Below are 12358 nucleotides of genomic sequence, written 5' to 3'. Positions count from 1 at the left end.
TTCAGAGTATAGATTTAAGCAAAAGTATTAGTTTATTTCCTTTACTTAGTTTTACTCTATGTGATAATACTTTATAATTGTTTTTCCTTATAAGCTCAAGAATTTTCATTCCCCCTTTTATTGTTGCATTTATTTCATACTTAAGAGTTCTAGTAAGATGCTTAGGTAACTCTTTACCCTCATAAAACATATTTTCAGTTTCATCTACAAGTTCTTTCATTATTCTTTTAAATTTATCATTCTCAACTTTGGCAAACAAGTCATCCTCTGAATAATTATGTTCCTGCATATTCTTTGAAGGAACATAAATTCTGTTTATAAGAAGATCAATGGAAACATCCTGCCAGAAATTCGTAAATTGAAGTGCAGAACATATCTTATTTGAATAGTTGAAAAGTTCGCTATCAGTTTTCTTGTCAAATCCAAATAACTGTAGGATAAGACTTCCGACCGGATCCGCAGAAAACTTAGAATACTCAAGTAGATCCTCAAAGTTATAATATCTGTTTTTATTTACATCCTGTTTGAAAGCAAGTAGAAGTGATTTAAGGTCTTCTTTATCAATTTTTGTTTTTTCGAGCGTATCATGCAAAGCAGTAAAGATGCTTTTAAAATGTACATCCAGTTTATCATATTGAGGGTCACTATAAAGCAGATTCTGCATCATATTTAATTTTTCCATTTTATCATCCGGAGGTAAATATTTGGAATCAGCTATATTATCAGCTGTACGTGCAAATGCATATATGCTGTATATGGAATTACGTTTACTTTTGGGAATAAAGATTGATGCAACCGGGAAATTCTCGTAGTTGTTCTTAGTTAAATTTTCACAATAATAATATGCTGCCTCTGTAAAGCTAATAATGTCAAAAATTATGTTAGAAAAATAGATGTTTTAATATCATAAATAAATATTAAATTGTCTATGTATAAAACTGAACTATGAAAAAATAATTTATGGTAGATAGAGTAGTCATATTCGGGGGTTCAGGCTTTCTTGGAAAAAGATTGATAAAAAACCTTAAGGGTCATTATAGAATTGTTGTTGCTTCAAGAAATCCTGACAAAATCAGTAAGAATAATGAGGTCGAATATACGGCTTTTAATTATGATACTGAATCATTAAAAAATATAATCAATGGAGCTAGTATTGTTGTCAACTTTTCAGGAGCTCCTATAGCCGGACAAAGATGGAACGAGAAATATAAAAAGATTATGTACGACAGCAGGATTGAAACAACACGCATGATATCCGATGCAATATCATTATGTTCGGAAAAACCGCATACATTCGTAAGCACTTCCGCAACAGGTATTTACGGAAACAGAGGTAATGAAGCATTAAATGAGCTTTCATCACTCGGTAATGATTATTTAGCTAATTTGTGTATCGACTGGGAGAAATCAGCACAAAAAACCGAAAAATTTAACGTTAGAACTGTGTGCATTAGGGTAGGTGTTGTACTTGATAAAACGGAAGGTGGATTTCCGAGAATGATACAGCTGTTTAAGTATTTTGTAGGAGGCAGACTTGGGAACGGTAATCAGTTTCTTCCTTGGGTTCATGTTGACGATATTATAAAGATTTATGAAGAAGCAATAAAAAACACAAATATTACAGGTATCTTAAACGGTACAGCTCCTAAACCTGTTACAAACATCGAATTTAGTTCTGTGGTGGCAAAAGCGTTAAAACGTCCTAATCTGTTTATGGTACCGGAATTTATGCTTAAAATTATTGTCGGTGAATTTGCAGAGTTTTTAACTGGGAGCCAGAGAGCTGTTCCGCAAAAGCTGCTAAGAAGTGGCTTTTACTTTAAATATAATGATATTGAATCAGCAATTAATAACCTTATAGGGTAAGTTTTGGATCATTTAGAGAAAATATTAAAACTCTTCAAGACTGTATTCCCGTATGAAGTGACAAGTTACAGTAAACTTAGAGGCGGGGTATCTGATAAGCTAATAATCAGAATTAGTACAAATAACATCAGTATTATTGGGATTTATAACGAATGCATAAAAGAGAATGAAGCTTTTATTGGTTTTACACAGGTGTTTAATAATCTAAAACTAAACACATCAAGAGTATTACATGTTTCTGAAGATAGGAAAATTTATTATGTTACAGATCTTGGTAAACATACATTGTTCGATATCATAAAGCAATATTCAATAAGAGAAGAGTTGTTTCAGGTTTACAAAAAAGTTATAGAACATCTCGTTAAGTTTCAGGTTTTTGGAGCTAGAGCGATAAATTTTGATCTTTGCTATGAGACGAGACATTTTGACCAAGATCAAATTTATCTTGATACAGTTAAGTTCAATAAGTATTTCTTAATTAGATACTTAGATAATAATACTGAAGTATTAAACAATAAGATTCTTAATATTATTCTTGAATTAACTGTTAATTCAACTAAGAATTATTTTATGTATAGAGATTTCCAGCCGAGAAATATTATAATTAATAACAATGAACCTTACTTTGTTGATTATCAGTCTGGAAGGCTAGGTCCACCTCAGTATGATTTAATTTCATTTCTTTATTCCGGCAGTATTGATATTACTAATGAAGAAAGGATTAAACTTAAAAAGCATTATTTTAATGAATTTAACAGGTTTGAAAAAATGGATAAGGATGTATTCTTTAATTCTCTTGATTACTTTGCATTATTAAGAATTATACAGATCCTTGGAAGTTACTCACATTCATATTTTGAGAAAAAGAATATAAACGTTTTAGAGAAAATTCCGGTGGCTATTAATAACTTACAAACTTTAAATCTGGATAATAATCTTGATAAATTAAGAGTACAAATTGCTGAAATGTATACTACTCATACCTCAAAGCATCAATCGGATTCAATTTAGCAGCCTTATAAGCAGGATAAACACCGAATATAAGACCCACAAGCGTACAGATTACCAATCCGATAATAATCCAGTCAACCGGTATTACAACAGGTGAACTGAGATATATTGCAAGAAGGTTTCCTGAAAGAATCCCGAGGATTATTCCGGCAACACCACCCATTAAGGAAAGTATAACTGCTTCGAAAAGAAACTGATACAGTATGTTCTTATGTTTTGCACCAATTGACTTCCTTATTCCAATTTCTTTCGTTCTTTCTGTAACAGAAACAAGCATTATATTCATTATACCAATACCGGCAGCGAGCAAAGCAATGAAAGAAATAAATCCTGCACCATACTTGAAGTAATTGGTAAATGCACTAACCTGTGCAATTAGAGACTCATTTGAATATATTTCAAAATTATTATCTTCACCGGGCTTTACTTTTCTAATTATTCTCATTATTCCTGATATATGCTCAACGGTTTCATCATATTGCTCTCTGCTTGGAGCCTGTACAGCAATATTAATAGATTGATTTTGGTCTCCTCTGTATATCTGTAATGCTCTTGTAATCGGTACAAGGGCAATGTTATCACGGCTCTGTCCAAAACTTTCACCCTTTGGTTCAAGAATCCCAATAACCATAAATTCATTCTTATCAAGAATAATCTTCTTCCCTATAGGTGTTTCTTTGGGAAATAATTTATCTACTACTTCCATTCCGATCACAACGACTGAACTGGCACTGTTTAATTCAGGTTGAGTAAAAAACCTTCCCTCTTTAATAGCGTAATCATTGCATGGAAGGAAATCCATATTTACTCCCCCAAGGTACATATTAGGATTAGTAGAATTCTGTCCATACTTAAAAGTTTTAGAACCTTTCCAGTATTCAAGCGAGATATATTTATATAAAGTGGCTTTTTCAATTAATCGTTCACCCTGATCGTAAACAATATCGGGTCTGTTTCTCATTTTTCTGCTTGGAGGTCCTCCCATTACTACAGGAAATTTTTGTATTTGAAATGTATTTGTTCCCAACTGGCTTAAACCTGAATCAATTCCCGTTTGCAATGCATCAAGAAGCGTCATAATTGCAATAATTGAGAATACGCCGATTGCAATTCCTGCAAGAGTCAAAGAAGTTCTTAGTTTATTACTTCTTATTGTATCAACTGATAATCTAACTATTTCACCTACTATCATAATTATTCATACCTTAATGAATCAACTGGATCAAGTTTAGCTGCATTGTATGCGGGGAAGAAACCTGACAATACTCCAAAAAACAATGATATTAAAAGACCTAAAACGACCACCCACAATGGCATAGCAGTCGGCAGTACAAAAGCATCTATAATGAGACTAATTGGGAAGGAAATCATCATGCCTACCATTCCGCCTCCAAGACATATAACGCTCGATTCGATTAAAAACTGAATTAGGATTGTCCTTCGTCTGGCTCCTATAGCCTTTCTAATGCCAATTTCTCTCGTTCTTTCCTTAACTGAAACAAACATAATATTAGCAATACCAACAGAACCTACAATTAGTGATAATCCAGTAATTAACAAACCAATAACTTTAATTAATGCTGTAAGTTGATTATATGTGTCTTTAAATGCAGCTTGCTCATTAATACCAAAATCATCTCTTGCACCGGGAGGAACTTTTCTTGCTTTTCGCATTATTGATCTAACTTCTTCTTTCGTTTCCTCTAAATTATTTAAATCTGCAGCTTTAATGTTGATAGATAAACTTCTTCGAGTACCGAAATATTTATAAAAAGTAGTAATTGGTATTATTACTCTGCTATCAAGGCTAAATAACCCAAGCATACTTCCCTGCTTCTCTATTATTCCGATTATGCGAAAAGAATAACTTCCTACTTTAATAATTTTTCCAATAGGATTAATGTTTGAGAAAAGTCCATTCTTAACATCCATACCAATCATACAAACAGGGTATGCATTTTCAACTTCTTTTGCTGTCATAAACCTACCGTCGTCAATGTTCAGACTTACAGTTTTTTGATACTCATCAGTTGTACCGATTACAAATACACCTTCAAGGTTAAGGCTGCCATACTGAACCATTCTTCCTGTACCTGCTGATGGGCTGATAGATGATGATGTCTGTGAAAATCTTTTTAAGAATTCATAATGCTTAAGTGTAAGGTCTTTTCTATTTCGGTATACTTCGTAATCTTCATTTCCAAACCATTCGAATTTCTGTACATACAGAACATCTGCACCAACCGAAGCAATACTTGATTCAAAAGCCCTGTTAATACCCTCTATTGCGGTCTGCATTAGAGTAACAGCGGTTATCCCGATTACTATTCCAAGAGCAGCGAGAAACGAACGCATTTTATTGCCCCTGATAGCATTTATCGCAATAATTAGACTTTCTTTAATTTCAACAAAAATGTTCATCGTTTATAATTATGCGCTCGATTCTTTAATATTATCTGATTCTATGAGCCCGTCACGGATTTTGATTATCCGATTAGCATGTCTTGCAATTTCCTCTTCGTGTGTAACAAGAATGATTGTATTTCCCTTTTTATTAAGGTCAGTGAACAAAGACATAATTTCTTCACCGGTTTTTGTATCAAGATTACCTGTTGGTTCATCAGCAAGTATAATGGATGGATTGTTAACTAATGCTCTGGCGACAGCAACGCGCTGTCTCTGGCCTCCCGACAATTCATTTGGTTTATGCATCATTCTGTCAGCAAGCCCGACGTTTGCAAGCGAATCCTGTGCTTGTTTTATTCTATCCGCTTTTGACAAACCTGAATATATTAAGGGTAATTCTACATTGTGAAGAGCATTGTTTCTCGGCAATAGATTAAACGTTTGAAACACAAATCCAATTTCTTTGTTACGTATTTCTGCAAGTTCATCATCATCCATTTCATGGACATCTTTACCATTTAAAATATACTTGCCAGACGTCGGCGTATCAAGACAACCGATTATATTCATCAAAGTTGATTTTCCCGAACCTGATGGACCCATAATAGCAACATACTCATTTCTTTCAATAACCACATCGACACCGTCTAGAGCAAAGAGCTTTTCTTCACCCATTTCATAAACCTTTTTTATATTACTTATATCGATTATAATACTCATTATTATTCACCATCTTTCTTAGGGAGTTTCTTATCATTATTAACTTTTACCTTTACGTTATTATCTAATTCTTTATTAATTGCCTTAAAACTTCCCTTAATTACTTCGACACCATCGGATATACCTTCTATTATTTCAATATAAGCATCATCGCTAATACCCGTCTTAACTTCCTTCTTTATTGATGCACCATTCTCCACCACAAAAACCACTTCTTTAGGTTTTGCCTTTTTCATTAGTTTTTCATCTCTCTGGCTGGATAAGTTCTCTGGTACCGACTTATCTTTTTCACCACCTAATGTCATTTGTCCTTGTAATTCATCATCCCTTGTTGTCACAGACTGAATCGGTACTGCTATCACATTTTCCTTTCGGTCAACTTCTATATCAACGGTACAACTCATTCCTGGTCTTAAATCATAATCTTCCTTATTTACTCTAATCTTAACGATAAAGTTTACAACTTCTTCCTGAGTCCCGGTATTCTTTGCCTTTGCAGTATTAGCAATTTCATAAACATAACCGGTAAAAGTTTTACCGGGGAAAGCATCAATTTCGATTCTTGCAGTATCACCAAGCTTAACAAGGGTAACGTCTGTCTCTCCGACTTCGACCTGTGCTTCCATAGAGTTAAGGTCGGATATCGTCATGATCTGTGAGCCGATATTAAATGATGTACCAAGTACTTTTTCACCCTCTTCATTATTGAGTTGTGTGACTGTCCCTGACATTGGGGCGTTAATAGTTGTTTTGGAGATGTCATACTCCACGGAGGATAAGGAAGCCCTTTGCTGCTGTATCTGAGCTCTGATAGTATTCATTTGTGCATTAGTAGCGTCATAATTAGTTAAGGCATTATCATAATCCTGCTGAGAAGCTAGACCTTTGTCAAATAGTGTTTTAATCCTATCAAGTTCAAGTTTATACTTTCGAAGGTTAACTTCCTGTGCCTCAAGATTACTCTCTGCAACCTTTATACCTGCATTTTCTTGCTTAACTTTAGGATAGTAGGCATCAGGTCTGATTTTTACCACTAAATCACCTTTATTAACTACATCCCCTTCCTGAAAGGGTAAGGATACTATTTCACCGCTGACTTCTGCACTGATATTAACTTTAGTTTCGGCTTGAATCTTACCTGTTGCGGTAACAATCTGTGTAATATCATGTTTAGTTACCTTTTCAGTCTGTACTTCGACAAGTCTCTCCTTCTTACCAGACAATACGACAGCGACCACAATAAGCAGTAAAAGCAGAATAACCCCAATCCAAATGATTCTTTTCTTTCTTTTCTTGCTTTTCTTCTTTGAATTATTTGTTGCGGTAATTTTATTTTCTTCCATTGTTATTTGAATAATATTCTTTAATATTTTAAAATACCCGATAAATACTCTAAATATTTTTGTGTAAGGACAAAATTATAAATGTAGTTAATTCTGTTTATAAGCAGATTATTTAAGTTAGTTGTTGCTACTTGTACGTCAAGTAAAGTACCATAACCTATCCTGAAATTTTCCTCGGATAGCAGTTTGTCCTGTTCTGATGCGACAATATTCTTTTCGAGAATTTCTATTTGCTTATAAGCAGTTTCGAGGTCAAACATCGATTTCTTTATTTCAGCCCTAATATTCTTTTCGAGTTTTATAAGGTCTTCCTGTTTCTGTTTTATATTAACTTCAGATATCTGCCTGTTAATATCTGTTTTGAATCCCTGAAATATGGGATAACTTAGAGTTAATCCGTAAGTAAAAACTTTGTTATTATCTATATTATAGACTTCATTTCCGCTAATGCTTGCATTAGCGAATGCTGAAAGAGTTGGAAAATATAGATTCTTTTTTGCAATACTCAGTTTTATTTCATTAAGTTTAATGTCTTCCTCAGCATATTTGTAATCATATCTACTGTTAACAGCACTTTTTACTAAAGCATCAAAATCAGAGTATTTGTCCATCACAGATTGAAGTTCAGTAAGAGTTGATGGGATGTAAATTTCATCGTATTCAAGACTAATAGATTTATTAACGTCATCATTAAGAGTGTTAAGAAATTCGACTTTTGACTTCTCAAAATCATTTTCTGAAGATAGAACACTTAATTCGTTCTGAGCAACCTGTACATCCTGCTTATAGATATCAGATACGGTTTTCTTTCCGACTTCTACGTATTCCTTTATTTGATTAAGTTGATTAATAGATACCTGAAGATTTTCCATGTTTACGTCAACAATCCTGTCCTTTTTAATAACATCAAAGAACTTCTGATAGACCTGCATAACAATACCGTACTTTTCATTTTCCAGATTCAAATAAAGATTTGATAAATTCTTCTTCTGAAGGTCAATGTTTTCGTAATTTGCCAATCCGTTAAAAATAGTAACAGATGAATTCATACCGAGCTGCCAATTGTTTATTGCCTGCTTTGTATCACCGAGGTTGATTGGTAAACCATTCTGATAAACTGTGCCACCGGTAGAATAAGTGTTGTTCCTGCTAAACTGACCGTTTAAGTTGAGTGTTGGAATCAAATCACCCCAGGAAGATTTAACATTAAACTCCTGTATGTTAATGTTGTTCTGAAGCTGTGATATCACAAGACTGTTTGCAAAAGCAGTATTGACCGATTTTCTAAGGTCGAAGATTTCCTGAGCACTTGCGAGATTGAAAGTAAAAAGTGAAAACAGAGTAAGTGCTAATATTTTTCTCATTGTCTAATAATTTATACTTATAAAACGGATAAGATTGAAAAATGTTTCAAAATGCTGGATTATTTGATATTTATTATCCTTATTTTTACGATTCATTTATGCTAAATTATAAAAATTAATTGATTTAAATTTAATATGCTATACATAACACGCAGAGAACATTTTTCAGCATCTCATACACTAAAAAACGATTCCCTTACAGAAAGCGAGAATGAGAATTTATTCGGAAAATGCAATTCATTTCACGGACACAATTATTACCTTGAAATAACGATAAAAGGAGAAGCAGATCCTGTAAGCGGATATGTTATGGACCTGAAAAAACTGAAGGTAATACTTAATGAGAAGATTATTGAGAAGGTTGATCATAAATATCTTAACGAAGTGGATTTATTTAAAAATGTTATTCCGACTACAGAGAACATGGCAGTAATCTTTTGGAACGAGTTAAAGGACATATTGAGAGGTGATTTGTATGAACTTTATTCGGTAAAACTTTTTGAAACTGAGAAGAATTCGGTAATCTACAAAGGGAATGAATAGAGTACTCACAAATAACGAACTCAAGTTTATAGCTAGTTTAAAGTTTAAAAAATACAGGGATTTGCATGGGATGTATTTAATCGAGGGAGAGCATTTGCTATCAGAATTCATCAAGTCAGGAAAAAAGGGATTGAAGTATGTAATTAGGAGACATGATTTTGATAATGAATTCATAATTAATAAACTTCCTGCCATCTATACTTATAAAGTTAACAATGTACAGTTCGATAAGCTATCGGACACAAAATCACCACAAGGCATATTAGCTGTTGTAAAAAAGTCAGAGGAAAAGAAGCTTTTATGTGGAAAAATAGTAGTAGCACTTGATAGTATTAACGATCCGGGGAACCTGGGTACTATTCTAAGAACTTGCTATTGGTATGGAATAGAATCTATAATAATAGGAAAGAATTCAGCTGACGTTTACAATACCAAAACCATTCGTGCATCTCAGGGTGCATTATTCTACGTTAATTTCAATACAGAGGCAGATTTAAACCTTGAATTTAAAAGTCTTAAGAACAACGGATACAACATCTATCTGACGACATTAACCGGTAATGTGATATCGGACAAAACAATTTCCAAAGGAAAAGCTGTGATTGTTTTCGGAAATGAAGCAAATGGTATATCAAAGGAATTGATTGAGAATAAAGAATACAAAGAGATAAAGATAAAATCTTTCACAGGCTGCGAATCGCTAAATGTTTCGGTAACAGTCGGAATTGTAATAAACGAGTTTAAAAGATTATTTGAGAATTAGTAATTCTTTCCTCAACATTTCGAGAGCTGCCTGAGCTGCTCTAATCCTGTTCCGGTGACGATTGTCACCGAGAAATAATTCTTTAGAATATGTTTTATCACCTATAGAGATTGCTATGTAAACAAGTCCAACCGGCTTAGACTCAGTTCCACCTGTTGGTCCTGCAATTCCTGTCGCAGAAATACCGATATCTGTCTTAAGGAGTTTCCTTACTCCTACTGCCATCTCAACTGCGACTTCACTACTTACAGCACCATTTTTATTTATCAAATCCGGGTTTATTTTAAGAATGTTTTCTTTTACTTCATTGGCATAAGAAATAATACTACCTTTGAAATACTTCGAGCTTCCGGAAACATTAGTAATTCTTCCCGATATTATTCCACCTGTGCATGATTCAGCGACAGCAATGGTAAGATTCTTTTCAACAAGAAGATTACCAACAAGTTCTTCAAGCAAGTCGTCATTCTGTCCGTAGATGTAATCCCCTATTTTTTCAAAGAGCGAATTTTCAATTCTTTTAAGCTCCAAATCAGCATCTGATTCAGTCTTACATTTTACTTCAATTCGCAATCTAACTCCAAGAGGAGACGGCAGGAAAGCCATCTTATGACCCTGCAACAGCTTTTCTATATTTCCAATTTGTTCAGACAGAAGTGACTCACCAATACCTGCAGTTAAGAGCGTTTTACTTCTATGAAAATACTCAGGATTTCTAAGATACTTTTCTTTAATCAATGGCAGCACTGAATTTTCAATCATCGCTTTCATTTCAAAAGGAACACCGGGCATCGCAATGAAGATCTTATCGTCCTTTTCCATCAATATTCCCGGAGCTGTTCCAAACTCATTCCATATTACTTTTGACTTTGATGGAATCATTGCCTGTCCGATATTTGTTTCAGGCATTTTTACATTTCGTTTTGTAAATATACTTTCCACTTTCTCAAGAACCTTTTCATCGAGAATCAGCTCATCATCAAAAAACTCAAGAAGTATTGGTTTAGTTATATCATCATGAGTAGGACCAAGACCTCCTGTTATTAAATTAATCTTATAATCGTTCATAACAGAATCCTGAAGTTCATCGAGAAGGTCTTGCCGGTTATCACCAATTGTAACAACTTTTTTTACCTTAATTCCCAAACAGTTAAGCTTTTCGTTAATGAATGCGGAATTCGTGTTTACAATCTGTCCGATTAAGATTTCATCTCCTATTGAAATTACTTTAGTATTTATCATAAATAAGATAATGCTTTAATTAATATAACACTTAAAAATCCACTGTAGATACCTGCAACAACATCATCCAGCATTACTCCTCTTCCGCTGTCCATTTTATCAAAATAATTTCCCGGAAATACTTTTAGTATATCAAAGACTCGAAATGTAAGGAATGAAGTTACAGCTACAATCCAAATATTATTCAATCCAAAGACCGAAATGATGAACAAACTCAACCACATACCCACGACTTCATCTATAACAACAACAGACGGATCCTTTCCGTACCTTTGCATCATTCTGTCCGAGACAATAATCCCGACAAAGAAAAAGATAAGAGATAATGTCATTAAAACAACAGGATTATAGAAACCGGGAATGAAAATTAACAAAACAGCGAACAAACTTCCAACCGTACCGCTTGCGAACGGGAAATAGCCCGTGAATAATGCTGATGCAATAAACATCGTAAAGAAATCAATCCTGACATCTTCATTTTCAATAATCTTCTTTTTAATCAATCTCATTTCGTTTGATATGTTGTGCTCTGATAATATAATCCAGACCTGTATAAAACGTAAGAAGTGTCACGAAAAGCATAAGGAAGTAATTAAGATCCGATTCATAAACAAAGTAACGTATATCCTCTTTTAGTTTACCATTTATATCAGTTGTCATAAATATTAAAAGAAACAAGATGAAAAAGATATACGACATCTGGAAGAAAGTTTTTGCTTTAGCGATGAAAGATGTTTTTAAAGTAATGCCTTTGTATTCATCATAAGAACGGATTAAAGTAACCACTATATCTCTTAATGCAATGATGATAAGCATCCATAAAGGCATAAAACCAAGCAAGAAAAAAAGATAGAATGCAAATGAGGTCAGTACTTTATCAGCAAGCGGATCAATAAAAATTCCAAAGTTCGTAATGGAATCATATTTTCTTGCATGCCAACCGTCATACCAGTCAGTCAGGACTGCTGCGAAGAATACAACGAGCGAAAGACGCTGTAAAGAAACATTGCCGCTCAGGAACATAATCAGAAAAACCGGAGAAAGAAGTATTCTTATAACAGAAAGTATATTCGGTACATTTCTCATCCGGATAATGCCAA

Annotated in this window: 13 protein-coding genes; 4 read left to right on the top strand and 9 right to left on the bottom strand. The window is 33.7% G+C overall.

Annotated features, from left to right (window positions below; genetic code table 11):
• Position 1 precedes the first annotated feature (1 nt).
• Positions 2 to 865: a squalene synthase HpnC gene (gene hpnC / locus WC644_03495; GenBank protein MFA5010998.1), complete on the bottom strand. Its 864-nt coding sequence runs from the start codon at positions 863 to 865 to the stop codon at positions 2 to 4.
• 95 nt (positions 866 to 960) lie between these two features.
• Here hpnC and WC644_03490 point away from each other — a divergent pair, with 95 nt between their 5' ends.
• Both WC644_03490 and WC644_03485 read left to right on the top strand, forming a co-directional pair.
• Complete coding sequence (locus tag WC644_03490; protein MFA5010997.1) at positions 961 to 1866, top strand: TIGR01777 family oxidoreductase; 906 nt, start codon at positions 961 to 963, stop codon at positions 1864 to 1866.
• A 3-nt stretch (positions 1867 to 1869) separates the two neighbouring features.
• Positions 1870 to 2877, top strand: coding sequence for a phosphotransferase (locus tag WC644_03485; protein MFA5010996.1), 1008 nt, complete (start codon positions 1870 to 1872; stop codon positions 2875 to 2877).
• Here the strand turns inward: WC644_03485 and WC644_03480 are convergent.
• Genes WC644_03480 through WC644_03460 form a run of 5 tightly spaced genes read right to left on the bottom strand, consistent with a single transcriptional unit; the run spans position 2840 to position 8710 of the window.
• Complete coding sequence (locus tag WC644_03480) at positions 2840 to 4069, bottom strand: ABC transporter permease (protein MFA5010995.1); 1230 nt, start codon at positions 4067 to 4069, stop codon at positions 2840 to 2842. The two genes, WC644_03485 and WC644_03480, sit on opposite strands and share 38 nt — an antisense overlap.
• Positions 4070 to 4071: 2 nt before the next feature.
• Entirely contained in the window at positions 4072 to 5298 is a 1227-nt protein-coding gene (locus tag WC644_03475) for an ABC transporter permease (GenBank protein MFA5010994.1), read from the bottom strand.
• Positions 5299 to 5307: 9 nt separating this feature from the next.
• Positions 5308 to 6003 carry an ABC transporter ATP-binding protein gene (locus WC644_03470; protein MFA5010993.1) on the bottom strand — a complete coding sequence of 232 codons (696 nt, stop codon included), beginning with the start codon at positions 6001 to 6003 and terminating at the stop codon, positions 5308 to 5310.
• Positions 6004 to 6005: 2 nt separating this feature from the next.
• A complete protein-coding gene (locus tag WC644_03465; GenBank protein ID MFA5010992.1) occupies positions 6006 to 7346 on the bottom strand; it encodes an efflux RND transporter periplasmic adaptor subunit in 1341 nt (446 codons plus the stop codon).
• 20 nt (positions 7347 to 7366) lie between these two features.
• Positions 7367 to 8710, bottom strand: a complete 1344-nt coding sequence (locus WC644_03460; GenBank protein MFA5010991.1) for a TolC family protein — start codon at positions 8708 to 8710, stop codon at positions 7367 to 7369.
• A gap of 135 nt (positions 8711 to 8845) precedes the next feature.
• Here WC644_03460 and WC644_03455 point away from each other — a divergent pair, with 135 nt between their 5' ends.
• The gene (locus WC644_03455) at positions 8846 to 9253 is read left to right on the top strand and encodes a 6-carboxytetrahydropterin synthase (GenBank protein MFA5010990.1); all 408 of its coding nucleotides are present in this window, start codon (positions 8846 to 8848) and stop codon (positions 9251 to 9253) included.
• Positions 9246 to 10016: an RNA methyltransferase gene (locus tag WC644_03450; GenBank protein ID MFA5010989.1), complete on the top strand. Its 771-nt coding sequence runs from the start codon at positions 9246 to 9248 to the stop codon at positions 10014 to 10016. The genes WC644_03455 and WC644_03450 overlap by 8 nt, the downstream gene beginning before the upstream one ends.
• Here WC644_03450 and WC644_03445 read toward each other — a convergent pair.
• From WC644_03445 to pgsA, 3 genes are read right to left on the bottom strand one after another with little or no spacing between them, the layout of a single operon-like run.
• A complete protein-coding gene (locus WC644_03445) occupies positions 10002 to 11258 on the bottom strand; it encodes a competence/damage-inducible protein A (protein MFA5010988.1) in 1257 nt (418 codons plus the stop codon). The genes WC644_03450 and WC644_03445 overlap by 15 nt on opposite strands.
• Positions 11255 to 11767 carry a phosphatidylglycerophosphatase A gene (locus WC644_03440; protein ID MFA5010987.1) on the bottom strand — a complete coding sequence of 171 codons (513 nt, stop codon included), beginning with the start codon at positions 11765 to 11767 and terminating at the stop codon, positions 11255 to 11257. Before WC644_03440 ends, WC644_03445 begins: the two co-directional genes overlap by 4 nt.
• Positions 11754 to 12344, bottom strand: coding sequence for a CDP-diacylglycerol--glycerol-3-phosphate 3-phosphatidyltransferase (pgsA, locus tag WC644_03435; GenBank protein ID MFA5010986.1), 591 nt, complete (start codon positions 12342 to 12344; stop codon positions 11754 to 11756). The genes WC644_03440 and pgsA overlap by 14 nt, the downstream gene beginning before the upstream one ends.
• Positions 12345 to 12358 lie beyond the last annotated feature (14 nt).

The sequence above is a fragment of the Ignavibacteria bacterium genome, from assembly GCA_041649015.1.
In the GTDB taxonomy this organism is placed as follows: Bacteria; Bacteroidota; Ignavibacteria; order Tepidaquicellales; family Tepidaquicellaceae; genus CAIKZJ01.
The sequence above is the reverse complement of the archived record's forward strand: the minus strand, read 5'-3'. Positions and strand labels throughout refer to the sequence as shown.